The organism is Kribbella sp. NPDC049227, assembly GCF_043197265.1.
Lineage (GTDB): Bacteria > Actinomycetota > Actinomycetes > Propionibacteriales > Kribbellaceae > Kribbella.
This window is the reverse complement of sequence record NZ_JBICST010000003.1, coordinates 848,194-869,412: the sequence shown is the minus strand read 5'-3', so window position 1 is coordinate 869,412 and position 21,219 is coordinate 848,194. Positions and strand designations below refer to the sequence as shown.

At 70.1% G+C, this 21,219-nt stretch carries 27 protein-coding genes; 5 read left to right on the top strand and 22 right to left on the bottom strand.

What is annotated here, in order from left to right:
* Window positions 1-37 precede the first annotated feature (37 nt).
* The 7 genes from ACGFH6_RS16355 to ACGFH6_RS16325 all read right to left on the bottom strand — a co-directional run bounded on the left by ACGFH6_RS16355 (window position 38) and on the right by ACGFH6_RS16325 (window position 4,397).
* On the bottom strand, window positions 38-721 hold the full coding sequence (locus ACGFH6_RS16355) for a MerR family transcriptional regulator (protein ID WP_393384402.1): 684 nt from the start codon (window positions 719-721) through the stop codon (window positions 38-40).
* A complete protein-coding gene (locus tag ACGFH6_RS16350; RefSeq protein WP_131352142.1) occupies window positions 708-1,241 on the bottom strand; it encodes an FHA domain-containing protein in 534 nt (177 codons plus the stop codon). Before ACGFH6_RS16350 ends, ACGFH6_RS16355 begins: the two co-directional genes overlap by 14 nt.
* A gap of 145 nt (window positions 1,242-1,386) precedes the next feature.
* A complete protein-coding gene (gcvH, locus tag ACGFH6_RS16345; protein ID WP_131352139.1) occupies window positions 1,387-1,770 on the bottom strand; it encodes a glycine cleavage system protein GcvH in 384 nt (127 codons plus the stop codon).
* A 25-nt stretch (window positions 1,771-1,795) separates the two neighbouring features.
* Entirely contained in the window at window positions 1,796-2,629 is an 834-nt protein-coding gene (locus ACGFH6_RS16340; protein WP_393384400.1) for a DUF881 domain-containing protein, read from the bottom strand.
* Between the two features lies 1 nt (window position 2,630).
* Entirely contained in the window at window positions 2,631-2,963 is a 333-nt protein-coding gene (locus tag ACGFH6_RS16335; protein ID WP_131352136.1) for a small basic family protein, read from the bottom strand.
* The gene (locus ACGFH6_RS16330; RefSeq protein WP_393384398.1) at window positions 2,960-3,796 is read right to left on the bottom strand and encodes a DUF881 domain-containing protein; all 837 of its coding nucleotides are present in this window, start codon (window positions 3,794-3,796) and stop codon (window positions 2,960-2,962) included. The genes ACGFH6_RS16335 and ACGFH6_RS16330 overlap by 4 nt, the downstream gene beginning before the upstream one ends.
* Window positions 3,797-3,800: 4 nt before the next feature.
* On the bottom strand, window positions 3,801-4,397 hold the full coding sequence (locus ACGFH6_RS16325) for a CDP-alcohol phosphatidyltransferase family protein (RefSeq protein WP_393384396.1): 597 nt from the start codon (window positions 4,395-4,397) through the stop codon (window positions 3,801-3,803).
* 255 nt (window positions 4,398-4,652) lie between these two features.
* Between ACGFH6_RS16325 and ACGFH6_RS16320 the strand changes: the two genes are divergently transcribed.
* Together ACGFH6_RS16320 and ACGFH6_RS16315 are read left to right on the top strand one after the other, a co-directional pair.
* Entirely contained in the window at window positions 4,653-5,021 is a 369-nt protein-coding gene (locus tag ACGFH6_RS16320; protein WP_393384394.1) for a YciI family protein, read from the top strand.
* A complete protein-coding gene (locus ACGFH6_RS16315; RefSeq protein WP_393384392.1) occupies window positions 5,021-6,208 on the top strand; it encodes an RNA polymerase sigma factor in 1,188 nt (395 codons plus the stop codon). The genes ACGFH6_RS16320 and ACGFH6_RS16315 overlap by 1 nt, the downstream gene beginning before the upstream one ends.
* Here the strand turns inward: ACGFH6_RS16315 and ACGFH6_RS16310 are convergent.
* From ACGFH6_RS16310 to ACGFH6_RS16290, 5 genes are all read right to left on the bottom strand, one after another.
* Window positions 6,205-6,972: a class I SAM-dependent methyltransferase gene (locus ACGFH6_RS16310; protein WP_393384391.1), complete on the bottom strand. Its 768-nt coding sequence runs from the start codon at window positions 6,970-6,972 to the stop codon at window positions 6,205-6,207. The genes ACGFH6_RS16315 and ACGFH6_RS16310 overlap by 4 nt on opposite strands.
* A complete protein-coding gene (locus ACGFH6_RS16305) occupies window positions 6,969-7,781 on the bottom strand; it encodes a hypothetical protein (RefSeq protein ID WP_393384389.1) in 813 nt (270 codons plus the stop codon). Before ACGFH6_RS16305 ends, ACGFH6_RS16310 begins: the two co-directional genes overlap by 4 nt.
* Window positions 7,778-8,164 carry a VOC family protein gene (locus tag ACGFH6_RS16300; RefSeq protein WP_393384387.1) on the bottom strand — a complete coding sequence of 129 codons (387 nt, stop codon included), beginning with the start codon at window positions 8,162-8,164 and terminating at the stop codon, window positions 7,778-7,780. Before ACGFH6_RS16300 ends, ACGFH6_RS16305 begins: the two co-directional genes overlap by 4 nt.
* 85 nt (window positions 8,165-8,249) lie before the next feature.
* A complete protein-coding gene (locus ACGFH6_RS16295; protein ID WP_393384385.1) occupies window positions 8,250-9,845 on the bottom strand; it encodes a DNA polymerase Y family protein in 1,596 nt (531 codons plus the stop codon).
* 40 nt (window positions 9,846-9,885) lie between these two features.
* Window positions 9,886-10,809, bottom strand: a complete 924-nt coding sequence (locus tag ACGFH6_RS16290; protein ID WP_393384383.1) for a hypothetical protein — start codon at window positions 10,807-10,809, stop codon at window positions 9,886-9,888.
* Window positions 10,810-10,885: 76 nt separating this feature from the next.
* Here ACGFH6_RS16290 and ACGFH6_RS16285 point away from each other — a divergent pair, with 76 nt between their 5' ends.
* The 3 genes from ACGFH6_RS16285 to ACGFH6_RS16275 are packed head-to-tail and all read left to right on the top strand — an operon-like array spanning window position 10,886 to window position 12,628.
* Entirely contained in the window at window positions 10,886-11,419 is a 534-nt protein-coding gene (locus ACGFH6_RS16285; protein ID WP_393384381.1) for a hypothetical protein, read from the top strand.
* A 20-nt stretch (window positions 11,420-11,439) separates the two neighbouring features.
* Entirely contained in the window at window positions 11,440-11,904 is a 465-nt protein-coding gene (locus ACGFH6_RS16280; protein ID WP_360439883.1) for a PPOX class F420-dependent oxidoreductase, read from the top strand.
* A gap of 7 nt (window positions 11,905-11,911) precedes the next feature.
* Window positions 11,912-12,628, top strand: a complete 717-nt coding sequence (locus ACGFH6_RS16275; RefSeq protein ID WP_393384379.1) for a PIG-L family deacetylase — start codon at window positions 11,912-11,914, stop codon at window positions 12,626-12,628.
* Here ACGFH6_RS16275 and ACGFH6_RS16270 read toward each other — a convergent pair.
* From ACGFH6_RS16270 to ACGFH6_RS16225, 10 genes are all read right to left on the bottom strand, one after another.
* Window positions 12,625-13,344, bottom strand: a complete 720-nt coding sequence (locus ACGFH6_RS16270; protein ID WP_393384377.1) for a GntR family transcriptional regulator — start codon at window positions 13,342-13,344, stop codon at window positions 12,625-12,627. The two genes, ACGFH6_RS16275 and ACGFH6_RS16270, sit on opposite strands and share 4 nt — an antisense overlap.
* A gap of 117 nt (window positions 13,345-13,461) precedes the next feature.
* Entirely contained in the window at window positions 13,462-14,406 is a 945-nt protein-coding gene (locus ACGFH6_RS16265) for a zinc-binding alcohol dehydrogenase family protein (RefSeq protein WP_393384375.1), read from the bottom strand.
* 61 nt (window positions 14,407-14,467) lie between these two features.
* Window positions 14,468-15,367 (bottom strand): amidohydrolase family protein, encoded by a 900-nt coding sequence (locus tag ACGFH6_RS16260; protein WP_393384374.1) that lies wholly within the window; start codon window positions 15,365-15,367, stop codon window positions 14,468-14,470.
* A gap of 1 nt (window position 15,368) precedes the next feature.
* Window positions 15,369-15,758 carry a cupin domain-containing protein gene (locus ACGFH6_RS16255; RefSeq protein WP_393384372.1) on the bottom strand — a complete coding sequence of 130 codons (390 nt, stop codon included), beginning with the start codon at window positions 15,756-15,758 and terminating at the stop codon, window positions 15,369-15,371.
* On the bottom strand, window positions 15,755-17,314 hold the full coding sequence (locus ACGFH6_RS16250) for an FAD-dependent monooxygenase (RefSeq protein ID WP_393384370.1): 1,560 nt from the start codon (window positions 17,312-17,314) through the stop codon (window positions 15,755-15,757). The genes ACGFH6_RS16255 and ACGFH6_RS16250 overlap by 4 nt, the downstream gene beginning before the upstream one ends.
* 3 nt (window positions 17,315-17,317) lie before the next feature.
* Complete coding sequence (locus tag ACGFH6_RS16245; protein ID WP_393384368.1) at window positions 17,318-18,046, bottom strand: SDR family NAD(P)-dependent oxidoreductase; 729 nt, start codon at window positions 18,044-18,046, stop codon at window positions 17,318-17,320.
* Entirely contained in the window at window positions 18,043-18,771 is a 729-nt protein-coding gene (locus ACGFH6_RS16240; RefSeq protein WP_393384366.1) for a GntR family transcriptional regulator, read from the bottom strand. The genes ACGFH6_RS16245 and ACGFH6_RS16240 overlap by 4 nt, the downstream gene beginning before the upstream one ends.
* Entirely contained in the window at window positions 18,768-19,613 is an 846-nt protein-coding gene (locus ACGFH6_RS16235) for a fumarylacetoacetate hydrolase family protein (protein ID WP_393384364.1), read from the bottom strand. The genes ACGFH6_RS16240 and ACGFH6_RS16235 overlap by 4 nt, the downstream gene beginning before the upstream one ends.
* A 119-nt stretch (window positions 19,614-19,732) precedes the next feature.
* The gene (locus ACGFH6_RS16230) at window positions 19,733-20,128 is read right to left on the bottom strand and encodes a RidA family protein (protein ID WP_393384362.1); all 396 of its coding nucleotides are present in this window, start codon (window positions 20,126-20,128) and stop codon (window positions 19,733-19,735) included.
* A complete protein-coding gene (locus ACGFH6_RS16225) occupies window positions 20,128-21,216 on the bottom strand; it encodes an Ldh family oxidoreductase (RefSeq protein WP_393384360.1) in 1,089 nt (362 codons plus the stop codon). The genes ACGFH6_RS16230 and ACGFH6_RS16225 overlap by 1 nt, the downstream gene beginning before the upstream one ends.
* Window positions 21,217-21,219 lie beyond the last annotated feature (3 nt).

Here is a 21,219-nt window from a genome sequence, read left to right as displayed (position 1 = left end):
CCCGGGCAGTCCCCGGCGGGTGCCGTGGACGGTGGGCTCAGTGTGGTAGGCGGGAGCGGACCAGGGCGGCATGCAACCGGACCGCCAGCGCGGCGAGTTCGCCGGTCTGTTCGGTACGGCGTGGCCCGGTGACCTGCTCGATCAGGCCGGCCTCGCGATCGGCCGCCGTACGGAACAGGCGCAGGTGCCGGGGCTCGATCCCGTAGCCGGCCAGTTCACCGGCCAGCTTGGCGACCAGGATCGCGTCGCCGTCGTAGTGGTTGCCGCTGGCCACCACCAGCCCGTGGCTCTCGACCTGGTCGAGCAATTCGGCGGAGATGCCCGCGGCGGCTCGCAGTTCGTCCCGGGTCAGCTTGAGCTCGATGCCCGCGGCACCGAAGTCCTCGGCGACCGGCAGACCGGGCGTCTCCGGCAACGAACCCGGCGCGACCGGAGGACCTCCGGCCGCCGGGCGCAGGCCGCGGTCGATCGCGCCGAGATGCTCCTTGATCACCTTCAGTGGCAGGTACTGGTCGCGCTGCGCGGTCAGCACATAGCGCAGCCGCTCGACATCGGCCGAGCTGAACTTCCGGTAGCCCGAGGCGGTCCGGGCCGGCGTCACCAGTCCCTCGGCCTCGAGGAACCGGATCTTCGAGATGGTGACGTCGGCGAACTCGGCCCGCAGGAGCTGCAGCACCTCCCCGATGCCGCGGCCTTCGGCAGACGATTCAGGCTTGGCCACTGGCGTAGTACACCAAGCGGTACTTGCCGATCTGGACCTCGTCGCCGTTGGTCAGCTGGACCTCGTCGATCCGGTCGCGGTTCACGTAGGTGCCGTTCAGGCTGCCCACGTCGCGCACCTTGACGCCGTACGGGTCCCGGCGGAACTCCGCGTGCCGGCGGGACACGGTCACGTCGTCGAGGAAGATGTCGCTGTCCGGGTGCCGGCCGGCGGTGACCACGTCGACGTCGAGCAGGAACCGGCTGCCCGCGTTCGGGCCGCGCTGGACGATCAGCAGGGCAGAGCCGGCCGGCAGTGCGCCGACCGCGGCCTCGTCCTCCAGCGACAGCGGCTCGCCGGCCCGCTCGGGCTCCGGCTCGGCGCCGATCGGGGTCAGCATCGCGGTGTCGGTGACACCGGGGGTCGGCGGCGTCGCCGGGGCTGCCGCCGGGCGATCCGCGCCAGGAAGCATCGCTCCGCACTGCGAACAGAACCGGCTGCCCTCAGAGTTCTCGTGCCCGCACTGGTTGCAGAACGGCATGCTGTGATCCTCCCGATCGCCGGCGGTCCGGCGACGTTTTCGTAGACCCCGTATGAACAAGTGTGGACGCAGATTCGCGGACCTCAACCCTCGACCAGCGGTTGAGGTCCGGCCAACCTATCAGGAGCCGGCAAGCCGGCCGCGGTCAACTCGGGTCGAGCTGACCCTGGTAGGTCTCGGCGTCCATCAGCGCCTCGACCTCGGCGGTGTCCTCGACGTCGATGTCGAGCAGCCAGCCCTCGCCGTACGGGTCGCTGTTGACGAGGTCGGGCTGGTCGGCGAGCGACTCGTTGACCGCGGTCACCGTGCCGTTCACCGGGGCGAACAGGTCGCTCACGCTCTTGGTCGACTCCAGCTCGCCACAGGCGTCACCGGCCCGTACCGCGCTGCCCACCTCGGGTAGCTGCACGTACACGATGTCACCGAGCGCGTCCTGCGCGAAGTCGGTGATGCCGACCCGCACCGGGCCGTCGCCGTCGGCCTTCACCCATTCGTGCTCGGCCGTGTACTTCAGGTCTTCGGGATACACCTTCGTTCCTCTTTCGCTCGAACAGCTACTTGGTCGGGCTGGGCGCCGGGCGAGCGTAGCGATGCTCCTCCGGGGCGTGCAAGGCGGTGATCTGGACCTGCGGAAGCTCGGTCACCTCGGCTGTTCCGCCGACCTGCGGACCGGTCACCTCACTGACCAGGCCGCCGGGGAAGTTGGCCGCCTCGGCCAGATTGTGCGACTCCCCGATCGCCTCGATCACGTACGGCGAGTTCAGCTTCTGGCCGTCGATCCGGATCCCCGGGGCGTCGTCGACGAGGTCCGTGCTCGCGACCACCCGGGCGGCGCCGTTGATCTGGATCGCCTCGGCGCCGGCGTCGCGCAGTTCCTCGATCGCGTCCAGCAGGTTGCTCGACGTCATCTTCGCCTCGGGGTCGTTCAGCGTGATGCGGACCCCCGGGCCCTGGGCGGGCAGTGTGCCGGCCAGGATGCCGAGCGTGCGGACCTGGGCCTCGGCCTGCTCGCGGGCGGTCTGGGCCTTGTCCGCACTGGAGGACAGCGAGTTCTTCCGCTCCTCCAGCTCGGCGATCTCGCTCTCCAGCCGGCGGGTGTTCTGCCCCAGGCCGTCCAGGATCGCGATCAGGTCCTCGCGGCGCGCGTTCTGGTAGCCGTCGTCGGCGCGGTTGACCCGGACCTGGACGACGGCCACGCAGGCGACCAGCGCCAGTACGACGGCCACGATCGCCTGGCCGCGGGACGGCTTGAACCCGGTCCGCAGCCGGCGCAGTGCCAGGTTCGGTGTCCGGGGCTTGGGCTTGGCCTGCGGCATCGGGGTCGGCTCGTCCGGATGCGGCTGCTCGACCGGATCCGGCTTGCTGGTCTCAGGGGTGTCGTCGCTCATGTCAGGCCCGGAAGATGTGCCGCCGGATCGCGGCCATGTTGGTGAAGATGCGGATGCCCAGGACGACGACCACGCCGGTGGACAGCTGGGAGCCGACGCCGAGCTGGTCGCCGAGGTAGACGATCAGCGCCGCGATCAGCACGTTGGACACGAACGACACGACGAACACCTTGTCGTCGAAGATCCCGTCCAGGAACGCGCGCAGCGCCCCGAACACGGCGTCGAGCGCGGCCACCACCGCGATCGGCAGGTAGGGCTGGGCCCACTCCGGGACATCGGGCGCGACCAGCAGGCCGATCACGACACCGATCACCAGTCCGAGTACGGCGATCATCTCGGTCCACTCACCTTCGCGTATCGCAGCGCGATGGTCGCATCGGCCGGCACCAGCAAGGAGTCCTCCGTCGTGATCGTCATCCGGACATCGAAGTTGCTGACCAGGTACTGCACCCACTGGCCGCCCGAGCTCTGCGAGAACCGGGCCGGCATGGTCGTGGTGTCACCGATCGCGAGCACCGTGTACGGCGGGGTGAGCGAGCTGTAGTCGACCGTGATCGCACTCCCGGCGCCGCGGATCGCGGTCATCGAGGTCAGCCGGTGACCGTTCACCGAGATCGCCTCCGCGCCCGAGGTCCACAGCCCGTTGACCAGCTGCTGCAGGTCGACGTCGAGCAGCCGGCCCTCTTTGTCGGCGTCCTTCGCGTCGTCGATGACCGCCTTGATCCCCGGCCCGGTGGCCGCGATCGCGCCGGTCTGCAGCTCGAGGGCGTCCAACTGCTGCTGAAGCACCGCGCCCGAGCTCGTGTTGCTCAGTCCGCTCGCCTGCAACCGGCGTACCTCGTCGGCCAGCTGCGACTGCCGGGTGCGCAGGCCGTTCAGCTGGGTGTCGGCCTGGTTGATCCGGGTGATCAGCTCTTTGCGCTGCTTCTCCGCCTCGGGCGCGCTGCGGTAGTTCTGCGAGGCCGCGACCGCGAGCAGGAACCCGAGGACGAGCAGCGCCACCACCAGCATCACGCGGTGCCGGGCCTTCGCCGGGCGCCCGTCCTGTTTCGGGCGGGTCCGGGCCGCCACGGCGTACCCCTCGTCGAGCGGGTGGGCCATGAGGTTGTTCAGCAGCGACATCGACGCGTCGACGCGCCGCGGCTTGGGTGGGGCCGGCTGGGTCACTGTGCTACCCGGCCGGGTCGTTGATCGGTTTCACCGTCTGGACGAGGTGGCGGAGCTGGGCGAAGTACAGGGCGCCGGCCCAGTAGTACAGCCCGGTCCCCCAGATCGCGAACGCCCAGCCGAACACTCTGGCGAGCGTGTTGAGGGTGCTGTCGCCATCGCCGAGCAGGAGCAGCGGGAACGCGTACAGCAGGCAGAAGGTCGCCGACTTGCCGAGGAAGTGCACCGGCAGCGCGTTGAAGCCGCGGCGGTGCAGCGCCGGCAGGGTGAAGATGAGCAGCAGGTCCCGCAGCGGCAGCGCGATCGCCAGCCACCACGGAATGATGTCGCGCAGCGCCAGGCCGATCACGGTGGCGAAGATGTAGAGCCGGTCCGCGACCGGGTCGAGCATCTGCCCGAGCCGGGTGGTCTGGTTCATCCGCCGGGCGATCTGGCCGTCGGCCCAGTCGGTGAACCCGGACACGGCCAGCACCAGCAGCGCCCAGCCGTCCTCCTGCGGCCCGAGGATCAGCCACAGGAACAGCGGCACTCCCAGCAACCGGAGGAAGCTGAGCGCGTTCGGGATCGTGAGTACCCGATCGGACACTTCCACATCCGGCACGCGACCCCTCCCTCTCACCCTGGATACCGGTCGTAACTGTACTTGGGCGGCCGGACAGGTTTACGCCCGGCCATGGCGGGGCAGCCCCGACATTCCCCTGATACCAGAACGCGTCGTCACCGATCCCGCTACGCCCGCTGCAAACCAGTGACCCGATCGATACGCAAGGGTGATGCTTAGCCTCGATCCGTGGATCCTGGCAGCGGGCCAGGATCCACGGATGGAGGCTTAGCTTGGAGAACGGGAGGGGTGGCGATGAAGTTCCTGGTGCTGATCTACGGCAATCCGGAGTCGCGCAAGGTCTGGGACGCGTTGAGCGACGAGCAGAAGAAGGAAGGGATGGCCGGGTACGCCGCCCTGCACGAGGCGCTCGCGGCCCGCGGAGAGCTGATCGCGTCGGAGTCGCTGGACGATCCCGCCGCCACGAAGCAGGTGCTCATCCGCGACGGTCTCCCGATGACCACCGACGGCCCGTTCGCCGAGGTCAAGGAGCAGTTGGCCGGGTTCTACCTGCTCGACTGCGACTCCATGGACCGTGCCGTGGAGATCGTCGGGCAGATCCCGGAGGCACCGTTCAGCGTCGTCGAGGTACGGCCGGTCCGCGATCTGTCGGCGTACACCTGATGCCGATCGAGGAACTGCTGCGCGAGCAGGCACCTCAGGTCCTGAGCGCGCTGGTCCGCCGGTACGGCGACTTCGACGCGTGCGAGGACGCGGTCCAGGAGGCGCTGCTGGCCGCGTCGCAGCAGTGGCCGGGCGACGGCGTACCGGACAACCCGCGCAGCTGGCTGATCACGGTCGCGTCGCGGCGGCGGATCGAGGTACTGCGGAGCGAGGCTGCTCGGCAGCGGCGCGAGGAGACGGTCGCGTTGGAGACTCCCCCGCCGGATCCGGCGCCGTCGGTCGACGACTCGCTGACGCTGCTGATGCTGTGCTGCCACCCGGCGCTGACGCCGCAGTCGCAGATCGCGCTCACTCTGCGTGCGGTCGGCGGCCTCACCACGGGCGAGATCGCCCGGGCCTTTCTGGTGCCGGAGGCAACGATCGGGCAGCGGATCAGCCGGGCGAAGGCGAAACTGCAGGGTGCCCGGTTCGCGCTGCCGCCGGCGGCCGAGCAGCCCGAGCGACTGGCCGCCGTACTGCAGGTGCTGTATCTGATCTTCAACGAGGGGTACACCGCGTCGTCCGGCTCGTCGCTGCACCGGGTCGAGCTCAGCACGGAGGCGATCCGGTTGACCCGGCAGTTGCGGGAGCAGTTGCCGGACGAGGGCGAGGTCGCCGGGCTGCTGGCACTGATGCTGCTCACGGATGCCCGTCGGCCGGCCCGTACGACGGCCGACGGTGCGCTGGTGCCGTTGCCGGAGCAGGACCGCTCGGTGTGGGACGCCGTCGCGATCGCAGAAGGTACTGAGCTGATCGCCTCGACCCTGCGCACCGCACCGGTCGGGCCGTACCAGCTGCAGGCGGCGATCGCGGCGGTGCACGACGAGGCGAAGCGCGCCGAGGACACCGACTGGCGCGAGATCCTGATGCTGTTCGAACTCCTCGAGACGATGGCACCCGGCCCGATGATCACGCTGAACCGGATCGTCGCCGTCGCCATGGTGCACGGGCCCACCGCCGGGCTCGCGCTGCTCGACGACGCCGACCCCGCGTTGCGCGACCATCACCGGCTGGCCGCCGTACGCGCGCACCTGCTCGAGCTGTCCGGCGACCTAGCCGCTGCTCGGGAGGCGTACCAGGAGGCGGCGCGGCTGACGCAGAGCGTTCCCGAGCAGCTCTACCTTCAGGGTCGCGCGGACGCGCTCTAAGGTGCGAGCGGACGGCCCCAGCTCAGCTGGGCGACGACCTGCAACTCCAGGACGCCGTCCTTCGCGTACGGCGTGACCGCCTGCTCGACCGCGGTGTCGAACTCGGCAGCCTCCTCGTCGGACATCAGGTCCCGAGCGAGTGACGAGGTCGAGTGGAACTGCTCGATGTAGTCGGCAACGCGCTGCTCGAAGGTGATCGGCGTGGTCCGCACGGCGCCTGTCAGCTCCAGCAGTCCCCGCTCCTGGATGGCATCGACCACGCTGTACGCCGGGTTGTAGTTCTGGTTGCGCGAATGACGCTTGGTCGTGACCGCGACGTCGTCCCACCACGGCATGTCGACCGGGCCGTGCTCGATGATCAGGAGCTGCGCGTTCGGTGTCAGCTGCGGGACGATGTGGGCGAACGTCTCCTCCCAGGGCATCCAGTGGATGCTGGCGCCCGCGGTCACCAGGGCGTACGGACCGTGCAGCTCGGCGGTCTCGATGCCGCTCACCTGCCAGCGCAGGTTGGGGTGATCACCGCCCGGCCGGCTGCGGCCCGCGTCGACCATCGCCGGAGAGACGTCGATCGCGTCGACCCGCTCGACCCTCGGCGCCAGCGGCCGCGCGATCGCTCCCTCTCCGGCGCCGATGTCGAGCACCGTCCTCGGCTCGTCGGTGATGAGCGCTTCGAGCCGGTCGAACACCTCGTCCGGGTACGGCGGCCGATGCTGATACGCCTCTGCGACTGCCTCGTACTGGAACGTTCCCGCCAGGTCGCTCATGCCGACAGCCTCGCACGAACCTCGTCCATCGCCCGGCCGGTCGACCAGCGGGCCAGCTCCGGCCAGGTGTGGTCGCGGCGCAACGCCTGGAGCACGCGGGTGCCGACGAGGTACCCGATGCGCTTCGGGAAGTCGGTCTGTCCGCTCATCGTGAGGTAGCGACCGCTGACGGCGTCGTCCTCGGAGTCGAGGTCCGCCAGGATGGCCGCCTCGGCCTCCTGCCGCCGGCTCTCACAGTCGGCGAGCCAGTCGTCGTGCCCGGGTTCGAACCAGAGGTGCTCGGCGAGGTCGTACTGCGGGAAAAGCTCCGCGGTCAGTGCGGTGGCGAAGCCCTCGCTGTAGATCGACCGGCCGAGCGGTCCGGCGTCGGGCCAGGGGTGGTCCGGCAGTGGGAGCTGCAGCGCATGGGCGATCTCGTGGGCTGCGAGGATCTCGGCCGACCGCTCGTCCGGGATCATCTCGACCGCGAGGTACAGGGTGCCGTTGTCGACCCAGCCGTTCGACGTACCCAGCCCGACCATCGCGACGCCGTGGATGTCGACGTGCTCCGCCTCCAGCATGGGTACGACGCGTGCGGCAGCCTCCTCGATCCAGCGGGTGGCGTGTGGTGCGTTGGCGCGGATGCGTGCTTCCAGTTCGGGGTAGGTCGCAAGGGCCTTCTCCAGGCGCTCGGGCTCGAGGGTGCGTCCCGTGCGGGTGAAGTCGTTGAGCACTTCCGGGTGCCGTTCGGCGTACCCGTCCCACTGTCTGTTCGGGTCGGTCCAGAACTCCAGGAAGGCGGGCACGAGGTCCCGGACGACGAGCGTCATTCACTCCCCCACGTGGTCGAGTGTTCGGCGAAGTACTCCGGCTCGCTGTGCACCGGGATCACGCAGAGCAGATGCCCACCGGGTGCCCGCAGCGCGTGACAGCCCTGCCAGCTCGATACCTCGACGGCACCCAGACCGGTCAGCCGCGCGACCTCCGCGGCGACGTCGTCGGTCTCGATGTCCAGGTGGTACCGCGGCGCGTCGTCGATCGACTGGATCGCCAGCACATACCCGGGCAGGCCGTCGTGCAACGACGTGAACTGCGGCTCTCCGGGCGGCGACGAGGTCCGCACCCCGAGCGCCTGCGACCAGAACCCGACCGCTCCGGGCACCTCGTCCTGGTGCACATCGATCAAGAACGTCGACACCCTGCTCCTGTGCATGCAGCCAAACCTAGACGTGCCGCGGTCCTCCGATCGCGGCATTTTCCGGTCGGCCGGCCTCGGGCGGCTCGGGTGGCTCGGTCGGTCAGTCGTAGGTGGCTTGGGCTTGCCAGGTGGTTCGGTGCAGGGTGAAGAGCCAGGCGCGGGTGTCGGCGGTCTGGAACTGGAAGCGGGCTTGGCGGGACTCGGTGCTGGGGTCCCACCAGCGTTCGTGGGTCAGCCAGGGACCGGCCCAGGCGGTGATCGGATGCAGCTTGTTGCTGTCGGCAACTTGTGGGGCCGGATCCAGGCGGAAGGCGGTGGGGGCGCCGGTGAGGGCGCCCCGGGCGCTGACCGAGACCTCGCTGCCGTCCTCGGCGTACACCTTCGCCCGCAGCGGCGCGGGGAAGATCGTGGTGGGTGCGAGCGTCGGCCAGCGAGCCGGGTCGACGGAGCTGATCGCGCCCGGCCACGGCTGGTCCGGCGGATGAGCCGGCACCGGGCGGTCGCCCCACGGGATCAGGGTCTGCCGCTCCGCGAACCCCCGTCCGCCGCCGATCACCACCGACGCGACGGCACCGTGGCCGAGCATGCTCTGCACCCGGGACAGCGCCCGGTGGATCCGCTCGTCCGGCCCGCCACCCCACAGCCCGTCGACATGGGCACCGACCGGATCCGCCTGATCGGGGACCAGCCGCAGCCGCACGACGGGTGAGGTCAGCTCGCTGGTCGCCGTACCGCTCCCTTGCAGCTGCCAGCGGACCCGGTCCACCACGTCGGCCGCGGAGAACCAGCGCGGATGCAGCCACTCCCGCTCGTGGATCCGGCCGGACTCGGTGCCGACCTCGACCCGCAGCGTCGTACACACCAGGCCGAGCTCGGTCAGCCGGGCGATCAGCTCGTCGGCGACCGAGCGGACCGCGAAGGCGACCTGGTCGACCCGGTCCACGGCCGGCTCGAAGTCGAGGGTCCGGGTGAGCTCGGGCGGGATCTCCCGGGCCACCACCGGACGGTCGTCGGACCCACGGGCCAGCCGGTGGGCGAAGGCGCCGTCGGGACCGAACCGGGTCAGCACCTCGGTGCCGGACAGTTGCGCGAACGCACCCAGCGACCGCAGCCCGAGCCGGCGCAGCAGATCCGTGAGTTGCGGTTGCTCGAGTACGTCGACGGTGAGCGGCGCGAGGAACTCCGGCGACCCGCCGGGCGGGACCACCAGGATCCGCGTCCGTGCCGAGCTCGCCCGGGCCGCCTGCTCCGCCGCGAACGGGCCGTCGGCGATCCCGACCCGGCCGCCGAGGACCTCGAAGGTCTCGAGCCGGTCGAGCAGCTTCTCCGCGGCCGCGGACTCACCGCCGTAGAACCGGGTCGGGCCGCGCGCCTTCAACGCACACATGCCCGGACGGATCACCTGGATGCCGGGCGTGATCGCCTCCAGGCAACTGATCACCGGGTCGAACGCCCGGGCATCGATCACCGGGTCGTACTTCAGGACGACGAGCTCGGGGCAGCGTGACTGCGCGTCCCGGGCGCGCAGACCCCGGCGAACCCCACCTGCCCGCGCGGCGGCGGAGGTGGCGAGCACCTTGCCCTTCTCGAGGATGGCGATCGGTTCGTCCGGGGAACGGCCGGCGGCCACAGCAGCCGCGGTCACCGGCCAGTCCGGCACCCAGATCACCAGCGTGCGCGTCAGCCCACCACCCATCAGCCCACCACCACCGTGCAGGACAGCCCGTGGTCGCCCATCAGCCCACCGCCTCCTCCGGCCAGGCCGTTCCTTCGGCCCAGGCGGTCTTTTCGTGCCAGGTGGTCTCTTCGGGCCAGGTGGTCTCTGCCGGCCAGCCTGGGGCTTCCTCATGGGCGGGGTCGACCGAGCGGACGGTGCCGTCGGGGGCGGGGAGCCAGAGCTGGTGCCGCCGGGGGCCACCGACGACTCTGCGGCCGCTCACGACGACGGTCGCCTGCCGCGCCGAGAGCAGCCCTTCGCCGTCACCCAGGCCGGTCCAGGCGTTGCTCTCCACCTCCAGCCGCGCCTCGCTCCCCGGCCAGGAACCGACCGAGATCAGCGTCGCCTTCCGGGTCCGTAAACGGGCGGCGAGCCGGGACGCCTCCCCCGGGGTCACCTCGCCGGGCGGCCTGACGACGACCACGGTCAGGGCGTCGACCAGCGCTGCGACGACGTTGAGCCAGTCCTGCCCGGGGTCCGGCACCAGCACCAGGCGCTCGAGGTCGACCCCGAGCCCCCGCGCCGCCTCCGCGCCGAACGACGGCATCCCGACCACTCCGCACCAGGCGCCCTCGGCGGACGGACCGGCCATCATCGCCATCACCAGGGCGGTCGAAGTACGCACGGAGTAGACCGCCCCGCTGCGCAGACCGGCCCCGGGCAGGAGCTCGGCGACAGCAGGCAGCGTCGGCAGCTGCCGATCCACCTCGCCGGCGTCCAGCGCCTGCTGCACCCGCCGCATCCGCTCCGCAGAGGGCACGAACCGAGCAGGCTCGGCGGGAGAGGCGGAGGGGGTGAGGCGGGTGGTGGGGGCGAGCTCGGGGTCCGGGGACTGGGTTTGGGCGGCTTTCTGGGCTTTGGCTCGGGTCAGGAGCTGGCGGGCGTGGTCGAGCGCCGTGACCTTCTGGTCCGGCTTCTGGTCGATCGCGCTGACCCCCGTCATAGACCTATGTTCGAACACCTGTTCGATCATGTCAATGCGGCTGTCCACAGCCCTCGCGACAGCTAGAGTCCCGGGCATGCGACGGGTCGATCATCCGCGGTTCATCGCCGCTGTGCAGCGGATCGAGGACGGTATCGACGCCGCCTGGCAGCGGTTCTGCGCCGATTCGGGCGTCCACCAAGGTACGCCGGAGGAGCGCGAACTGGCCGAGGTCGTCCTGCAGGACACCTCCGAGTTCGAGTGGCGCGTGGTGGACGGTGCGCTCAAGCAGCTGACCTGTCCGGAATGCGGCTCCGGTCTGGGCGCAGGCCCGACCGGTTGCACGAGTTGCGACCGGGCCAACGGCTACCGGTTCGCCGCCCGCGAGGTGGACCGGCCCGACGTACCTGCGGGCAACGAGCACGCCATCCGGGTCGCCAGCGCCGTGGCCAGGACCAGGCACCGGTACTCACCCCGAGCCCGGGCCGGCTACGAGCTCCTCCTGCCCGACCTGCTCGACGGCGTACTCCCCACGACCCCGCAAGCGCAGCGCGCGAAGCACCTGATCAACCAGCTCACCGACGACGAACTGGAGCAACTGATCACCCCGGCGGACCTCCCCGCGCGCTGATCGAACATAGGGTGGGAGGCATGCCGAGGACCATTGCCACCAACACCAAGACCGATCTGGACGGACTGCTGGAGTTCGTCCGGCCCCGTCACCACATGCTGCTGATCACCACCCGCGCGGACGGTACGCCGCAGGCGTCGCCGGTGTCCGGTGGTGTCGACGGCGAGGGCCGCATCGTCATCTCGTCGTACCCGGAGCGGGCCAAGAGCACCAACGTGGAGCGCGACCCGCGGACCAGTGTGGTCGTGCTGTCCGACGAGTGGAACGGCGCGTGGGTGCAGGTGGACGGCCGGGGCGAGGTCATCCAGCTGCCGGACGCGGTGGAGCCCCTGGTCGACTACTACCGGTCGATCTCCGGTGAGCACCCCGACTGGGACGAGTACCGCGAGGCCATGCGGACGCAGGGCAAGTGCCTGATCCGCATCACCCCGGAGCGCTGGAGTCCCATCGCGACGGGTGGGTTCCCGGCCCGGCTGGCCGACTGACCACGGGATGCGTACGGCGCTCGTGGTCCACGCCCACCCGGACGACGAGGTGTTCGCCACCGGCGCCGCGACCTGGGTGCTGAACTCCGCCGGCTGGCGCGTCGTCCTCCGCGTCGCCACACCGGGCATGGGTACGGCGGCCGAGCGGCTGACCGGCTCCTGCGAGCTGCTCGGGATCGACGAATGGGACTGGCTCGGAGAGTCGGGTCAGTGGATCGACGACGGCGGCAGGAACGGACCGCGGACACTGGCGAGTGCTGACCAGGGCGAGGTCGCGGAAGCGGTCGAGAGGACCGTCCGCGACCTCTCACCGGAGCTGGTGCTCACCGTCGGCAGCGACGGCCTCACCGGTCACCCGGACCACATCGCCGTCTCCCGGGCCGTGCAGCTCGCCGTCCAGGGACATCCATGCCGCACTCTGGGAGCCCGGCTGCGCGCCGAGGACGTCCGCGCCGGCGAGGAACTCGTGCGCCGACTGCTGCCGGACGAGCAGGTCGGCTCCGGGCAGGTGGTCGGCTGCCCCGACAGCAGGGCCCTGGAGGAGATCTCCGGCGCACCCGAGCTGTCCCGGCGCCGAGCGATGGACCAGTACTACGACGGTCTCGGGACCAAGGCTCTCCCCGAGCTCGTCACGACGTACGGCGGGCGCGGCGACGGGCTGCTCCTCAGAGCGGTCTTCGACGCCGCGGGTTGGCAGCAGGACCGGTTCGAAGTCCTCGCCTAGGGCTTGGCGGAGCGGCGGGCCATCGTCTCGCTGATGCGCTGCATGGCGCCTTCCAGGTGGTCGCGCAGGGCCGCCTCCGCGCCCTCCTCGTCGTGCGCGATGCACGCGTCCAGGATGGCCTGGTGCTCGCGGCGGGTCTGCTCGATCCGCGCCTTCGTCTGCCGGGATCCGAACCGGTAGCGCTCGCTGTTCTGCCAGACCGGCTCGATCGCTCGCGGCAGCCACCGGGATCCGCCGGCCCGGTAGATGGCGAAGTGGAACTCGGTGTGCGCCTGCCGGGAGGCGATGTTGTCGCCGAGCTTCGACAGCCGCACGTGCTCGGCCAGCGCGTCGCGGGCCTGGGCCGCGTCCGAGTCGGCGAACCGGGTCGCGGCCGCCCGGACCGCCAGCGTCTCCAGGGAGAGCCGGGTCTGGTGCGTGTCGCGCAGATCCTCCATCGAGAGCTCACGCACCCACGCGCCCTTGTGCGGCACGATCTCGACCAGTCCGAGCGCCGCCATCCGCCGCAGTCCTTCGCGGATCGGCATCTGGCTCATGTCCAGCCGCTTGGCGAGCTCCTCCAGGCGGAGCGCCGTACCACTCGGGAGCTCACCGGAAAGGATCAGTTCGTGCAACTCGGCGGCGGCTTCTTCGGCGAGAGTACGACGGCCGGTCGGTCCCCCAGGTGTGAGCTCGAGTCGTCGGGTCATCGGGTACGGGCTGCCTCTCTCCTTCATCGCAGACAAGCTCTGGGAGGTAACCGTATCCGCCACCGGGTGATCTCGGGCATTCCGACAACAGATTGCCCAGCCGAGCGCCTCACCGGTCCAGGCCAGGCAGCCTAGAACAGGCAGTCAGTTCAGCGTCGTGAGGTCCAGCAGAACGCGTCCGCCGATCGTCGACCCGTCCAGAACCTCGCCCACGCGGTCCGCCGCCACCAGTTCGGCGTCCGCTCTGGGGTGCGCGAGCGCGATGTCCGCCAGCGCCTGGCTGACCGCACCGGGCTCGATGGTCGTCCGCTGGACGTTCACCGGCAGCACCCGCAGGTCCCGGCCGATCAGCTGGTGCAGGTCGATGGTGGTGAACTCGCCGGCCTTGTAGCCGAGTACGGCGATCCGTCCACCCGGAGTGATGTGTCCGAGCACTCCACTGGTCACCGGACCGCCGACGGTGTCGATCGCGGCGTCGCACCACTGCAGCTCGCGGCCGACCTGCCCAAGTTCGTCCACCCGGACGATCTGGTCGACCAGCCCGGACACCGCATCGACAGACTCCCCGGCCCAGGCCAATCCGATCACCCGCGACGCACCAGCCGACCGCGCCACCGCAGCACACAGTCGCCCGACCAGTCCGCCGATCCCGGTGATGACTACCGACTCACCCTCGAGTACGCCCGCCACCCGCCGTACTGCGGTGTGGGCGGTCAACGCGGGAGTCAGCAGCGTCACTGCAGCCGCAGGCTCCAGCCCAGCAGGAAGACGATGTACGGCGGCGTCCGGTACGACGGCGTACCGGCCCCAGAGACCCGGCCTGGTGACGCCGACGCCCTCGCCGCGGATCACCACCGGAGTCCCTGCCTCATAGAGGGCAGAGCCAACCACGACACCGGCACCCTCTGAGCCCGGAACGAACGGCTGGGTCGGCTGTTTGCCGGCCACCACCGACCGGTCCTGCTGGGTCACGGCGGCGAGCCGCATCTCGACCAGCGTCTCCCCCGGTCCCGCGACCAGCTCGGCGTCCTCGGTCTTCAACTGCAGTCCCGGCCCATGACTTCGCAGGACCGGCCCCCGTACGTTCATGCCTCTACCCCGTTCACGATTTGATATCTGATCACACCCGCGCTCTGACGAAGAGCGCGTCTCACTGAGCGACAACCTCCCGAGCCAGCGGCCGGGTCAGCTCGTCGGCCGCGGTCGCCCGGGCGGCCACGATCCCGTCACTGCCCATCGGGAACGGCCAGTCGCTCCCGGCCAGCACCCGCTCCGCCCCGAAGGTCTTCCCGAGCAGCTCCAGCACCCCCTCGTCGTGCACCAGGTCGTCCACGTAGAACCGGCGCAACGCCTCCGCCACCGGCAAGGAGGGCGCGACGATACCCGGCCGCGCCTGGTCGATCCCGCGCTGCCACCGCCCCGCCACCGCTGCCGTCACCCCACCCCCATGGCACAAACAGAACCGGATCCCCGGAAACCGGCCCACCACATCCGCGAAGACCAGCGACGCCGCGGCCAGGCCGGTCTCGTACGGATTCCCCAGCAGGTTCGTCAAGTAGAACGACTGGAGGCGCTCGTCGTCACTGTGGCCCGGGTGAACAAGAGTGAAAGCCTCGATTTCGTGCAGCACCCGCCACACCGGGTCCAGTCCGGCGTAGCTCGGCGTACCCAGGGCGAAGCCGCTGAAGACGCCCTCACCGGCCAGCGACGCGGCAACAGACGGCGCCTCGGCATCCAGCAGCGGCAGGTGGCCGAGCACGCGCAACTGCGGTGTGGCGAGCTCCCGAAGGCCCTGGTTCACCAACTCGGCCCACTCGACGCCGGCGTCGTACCGGAACAGTGCGGGCGGCACGGACACGACCGCGCCGTCCAGGTCCTGCTCGTCGATCCAGTGCAGCAGGGCCGCCGGGTCTGCCAGACGCTTGAGCGGCAACCGCTCCTCGTCGACCACCAGCGAACCGCTGTCGACGGCCAGCCCGAACTCACCCTTGTACGCCGCCGACAGGACGGTCGGCGGTATCAGGTGAGTGTGGATGTCCCAGCCACCCATGTCAGCGGGCGTCCTCGTCGTTGTCGTAGAACGACGGGCGCTCCGGATAGTGCGGCCCGTCGTACACCTCCAGCAGGATCGAGGTCTCCTCGGCCCGGGTCGGACCGTGCACCACGCCCTTGGGGTTCCAGTAGAAGCTGCCCTTGGTCAGTGTGGTCCCGGTCGGCAGGTACACGTACCGCCCGGACAGGCAGAACATGAACTGATTCGACGCGTGCTTGTGCTCCGACGGGATCCCGGACCCCTCCTCGAACCGCACCAGTGCGATCGACGCCTCGGTCTCCGGGTCGCGCCACAGCATCTTGTGCGACAGCCCGGCGAGCGACTTCTCCACCCACTCCAGGTCGTCCGTCTGCAGCAACACCTCCCGCAGCGACTCGTCGAAGCTCATGGAACCTCCCGGCCAGTCACATGTGTGTACAACTCCTCGGCCTCCCCGGCGGCCATCGGAGCCACCGCGGCGATGTGCCCATCCGGCCGGACCAGTACGACGCTCTCCGCGGGTACGCCGTACCTGTTCGTGGCAATGCTGCCCGGGTCGAACAGGGACCGGTCCCGGAGACCGGAGTCGTGCGGCGCGTCCCAGCGGGAGACGGCGTAGTGCTTCAACGCCGGCGAGTCGTTGACCGGGATGTCCGGACGACGCCGTACGTCGGTGAAGTACAGCGCAACGAACGAGTCGCGGCACAGGTCGTGGATCGTCACGCGACCGGTCGGGCTCTGCAGCACGAGGTCAGGCGCTCGGTCACCGGCCCGTACGGGCGGAGGGGCTGCGGCGGTGGCCACCATCGACCAGTCCCCTGTGCCCTCGACATCCAGCCGGACACTGAGCAGCGTGCGGTTGTACGCCGTCGCCCAGTCGCCCGCGGTCTCGGTGACGGCACCACGCTGGTGCGACATGTACTTGCGGGCGGCCTCGGCCATCTCACCCGAGCCGTTGATCGCCACCGGGCGCTGCTCCTGCTCGTACCCGTCCAGCAACGACGGATCGGCCCAGCCGCGCAGTACCCAGGCCAGCCGCCACGGCAGGTTGGACGCGTCCAGCGCACCCGTGTTCAGACCCAGCGCCCACATCGGTGTGATCAGGTGTGCCGCATCGCCCATCAAGAACACCCTGCGGTCCGCAGTCCACTGCTCAGCGACCCGGTGGTGCACGTTGTAGACCACCGAGCCCATCAGCTCGATCCGGTCCACCTCGCCGATGAACTGCTTGACCTTGACCAGCATGTCCTCGTCGCCCGGCGGCTCCGTACCCGGGCCGAGCGGGAACAGGAACCGCCAGTTGTCCGGCTGCCGGATCAGCACCATCCACTCGGACCTGTCCGCGAAGTACGCCAGGTACGGGTAGTCGCGAGCGTTGTCCACATCCAGGTCGACGATGACGTCGATCAGCATGTACCGCTCGGGCAGGGTCTCCCCCACCACCTTCACACCGAGCGCGTCCCGGATCTTGCTCCGGCCGCCGTCACACGCGAGCAGGTGCGACGCCTCCAGCTCACGCGGCCCGTCCGGGGTCTCCAGTTGCAGTACGACGCGGTCGTCACGCACCTCGAACGACGTCATCCGGTGCTGGGTCAGGACCGGCTGCGGCAGCGCGGCCGCGAGGATCGGCTCCATCTTCTGCTGCGGCAGATTGATCACGAACGGGAACTGGGTGTCGTTGACCAGCTCGGCCAGCTGCACCGAGGCCCGCGGCGTGTTGGTGGCCCGGTCGATGTCACCGATCTCGTCGATCCGCAGCGCGGCCGCCAGGATGCCGTCGACGGCGCCGTACCGGTTCCAGATCTCCAGGGTCCGGCTGAGCGTCGTCCCGGCCTTGGTGTCGGACGACAGTACGGCGTCCTCCTCGAGCAGCACGAACGGGACACCGTAGTGGGCCAGCCCGAGGGCCGTCGTCAGGCCGATCGGTCCGGCACCCACCACCGCAACAGGCAACTGATCAGTCACACATCACTCCACAAAGCTCGTGAGCTTGGCAAAGGCGCGTTCCCGGGTCAGCACCGACCCGGTCATCGCCGCAGCGTCGGACAGCAGGAACAGCAGCGGGCCGACCACGTCCTCGGGGTCGCCGATACCTATGGTGTCGTGCCAGTGGTCCCGGTCCGCACCGGCGTTCGCACCGCGGAACTGCTCGGTGTCGATCACCCCGGGCGAGACGACGTTCACCCGGACCCGGTGCTCGGCCACCTCCGCGGCCAGCGACTTGGCGAAGGCGACCAGCGCCGCCTTGCTCGACGCGTACGCCGAAGCACCCGGATAACCGCTCGCGGCCATGCCGGACGTGAACACGACCACCGATCCGGACCGCCGCGCCACCAGATGCGGTACGACGGCCTGACACACCCAGACCACGCCGTCGAGGTTGACCTGAAGGGCGCGGACCCACTCGGCCGGATCCGTGTCCAGCACCTGCGACCGCGGCTGCACTGCCGCTCCGGCGACCAGACCGTCGATCCGCCCGTGCCGGGTCAGCACCGACGCGACGGCCGACTCCACCGCCGACCGGTCGGCCACGTCCACCTCGACGTACTCCACGGCGGCATCGGCCGGCTTCACGACATCGAAGACGACCGCGGTCCCACCGCAAGCGTTGACAGCCGCGGCCAGCGCCGCACCGATGCCCTGCGCGCCGCCGGTGATCACCACGACCTCGCCGGTCGCGTCGAAGCGCACCTTCATGACGTCTCCTTCTGCTTCGACGGGCCGTGCTGATTCCCCTCGGCCCGCCTCGTCATGGTCTCGGTGATCCGCTGGAACGCGCCGGCCAGATGGTTGCGCAGGGCCCGCTCCGCCGCATCCGAGTCGCGGGCGACACACGCGTCCAGGATGGCCTGGTGCTCCTGCCGGTTGCGCTCGATCAGGAAATCGGTCGGCCGGCTGCCGAACCGGTATCGCTCGCTGTTCTGCCAGACCGGCTCGATCGCCCTGGCCAGCCACTGCGAGCCGCTGGCCCGGTAGAGCGTGAAGTGGAAGTCCGCGTGCGCCTGCCGAGCGCCGATCGAGTCCTCTGCCCGCGACAACCGCAAGTGCTCGGCCAACGCGGCCGCAGCCTTCTGGAAGTCGCCGTCGGTGAACCGTTCTGCCGCCGCACGCACCGCCAGGCTCTCCAGCGCCAGCCGGGTCTCGTGCGTGTCCCGCAGATCCTCCAGCGACAGGTCGCGGACCCACGCACCGCGGTGCGGGATGATCTCGACCAGTCCGAGCGCCTCCAGCCGCCGGAGACCTTCCCGGACCGGCATCTGACTCATCTCGAGCCGGTTCGCCAGCTCCACCAGGCGCAACGGCGTACCGCTCGGGAGCTCTCCGGACAGGATCAGCTGGTGCAGTTCGGCGGCGGCATGTTCTGCGAGGGTACGGCGGCCGCCGCGGCCACCACCGGGCAACAGCTCGAGTGGGCCGGTCATGACAGCACCTGCCGGACGACGGTGTTGCGCAGCTCGCCGATCTTGTCTGCCCGCGTCACCACGACGTCGCCTTCCTGCAGGAACACCTGCGGCTCCCGCGCGTTGCCGATGCCTGCCGGAGTGCCAGTCAGCAGCAGGTCGCCAGGCCGCAGCGTCATGCCGAAGGACAGCTCGCTGATCAGAGTGGCGATGTCGAACGCCATCTGGCGCGTCGACGCGTCCTGCCGCACCTCACCGTTCACCAGGCACTGCAGCCGCACGTCCTGCGGATCTCCCAGCTCGTCAGCCGTAACGATCCACGGGCCGAGCGGCATGGTCGCGTCGATGCTCTTCCCCTTCAGCCACTGCCCGCCGTGCGCCCGTTGCAGGTCACGCTGCGACACGTCGTTGGCCAGGGTGTAACCCCAGACATGGTCGAGAGCCTGGTCGACCGGGATGCTCCGACCGGTCCTGCCGATCACCAGCGCGACCTCTGCCTCGTAGTCCCACTTGACCGAGATCGCCGGATCCCACGCGATGTCGTCGTACGGGCCGATCACCACATCCGGGCCCTTGGTGAAGAACGTCGGGTGCTTCGGCCGGTCCACGTCCTGGCCCTCGCGCTTGCCCCTGCTCTCCTCGAAGTGGTCCCAGTAGTTCCACCCGGTGCACAGGATGTCGCGGCGGAATCGCCGCAACGGCGGCCGCAACGACCCTTCGGAGTAAGGGATCTTCTCCCCCGTCGGCACGGCGCCGGTCTGGATCACCGCCGTCAGGTCCGTTGCCTCCAGCAACAGGACCGAGTCTCCGTCGAGCACGCCCGGCCGCTCCTGGCCGGCGTGCTCCACCATCACGTACCGCATCTCAGGTCCACTCGACGCCGCGCATCATTTCCCCCCAGCTCATCCACGTCCTCGCTTCGCTCCGGGCGCGGATGCGGCACGAAACGGGCTGTGCTTGATGATGAACTCGCTTCGCTCGTTCATGAGATCACCGCGATCGCGTTGATCTCGATCAGATAGTCAGGGTGCGCCAGCTTGCTGACCTCGACCATGGTCGAGGCCGGCAGCGGTTCGGCGAAGTACTGCGCCCGGATCTCGTGGATCTTGGCGAAGTCCTCCATGTTGCGCACGTACACATCCACCCGGCAGACGTCGGCGAGTGTGCCGCCGGCGGCCTGGACCGCCGCCTGCACGTTCTCCAGCACCTGCCGGGTCTGCTCCCGGATGTCGCCGGCACCGGCGATGCTGCCGTCCGGACGGCGGGCGGTCATCCCCGAGACGAACACCAGTCGCCCGGTCGCCTCGATCGTGGTGGCCTGTGAGAACACCCCGTTCGGGCTGTGCAGCGTGTCCGTCGAGATCTGCTTCTTCGACATCAGCTCAGTACCCCTCCCGCCGGAACGACGGCACCGACCGCCCGTGCGGCCGCCAGCAGCGCGTCCAGCCCCGACCTCTCGATCAGTACGCCGTGCCGCCGCTGGTGTGCTGCCCGTTCCGCCTCGATCTCCCCTGGCAGGTACAGCCGGTTCACCCCCGGCGCGGTCGCGCTGCCGCGCACCCGCGCGGCGAGCCCTGACGAGCGCCGCCGGAAACTCTCCACCCCGCCCATCAACTCCGGGTCGATGGCCAGGAAGAGATGCGCGCAGTCGTTCGGCCGGTCCGGCTCCCGGTACAGCGGGCGGACCTGGTCACCCCAGCCGCCACCGCTCAGTACGCCGGTCAGTACGTCGATCATCAGCGCCAGACCGAAACCCTTGTGCCCGGCGGCCGGCAGCAGCATGCCCAGGACGGCCTCCTCCGCGTCCGTGGTCGGCGTGCCCGACGGGTCGGTGGCCCAGGTTTCCGGGATCGGCCGTCCGGCCGACGCGGCCAGCCGGATCTTGCCCAGGGCAACGGCCGACAGGGCCATGTCGAGCACGATCTCCACCCCGGCCGAGGTGGGCACCGCGATCGCCAGCGGGTTGTTGCCGACGATCCGCTCGGCGCCACCGGGCGCGGGCATCAGCGGCGTGGTGTTGGACATCGCCACGCCGATGCATCCCGCCTGCCCGGCCTGCATGGCCCAGCGGCTGGCCGCACCGAAGTGGTGCGCGTTGCGGACCGACACCAGGCCGAGGCCGTAGCGGCCGGCCCGCTCGATCGCATGGCCCATCGCCTGCGGGCTCGACAGTTGCCCCATCCCGCCGCGCGCGTCCACGACCATCGCCGCACCCGCGTCGTACAGCATGTCGAGCTCGCGTTCCCGGGTGACGCCGCCGGCGTTGAGGCGCTCGACGTACATCGGGACGAGCATGATGCCGTGCGAACTCACGCCGCGTAGGTCCGCCTCGACGAGGGCGGCGGCGATCTTGGTGGAGTCGGCCGGGTCGAAGCCGAGCGCGGTGAAGACGGCCGAGACGGTGGCTTCCAGCCAGGCGGGCCGGACCAGGACCCGGCGGTCGGCGTCGGAGGCTTGTGCGGTCACCGG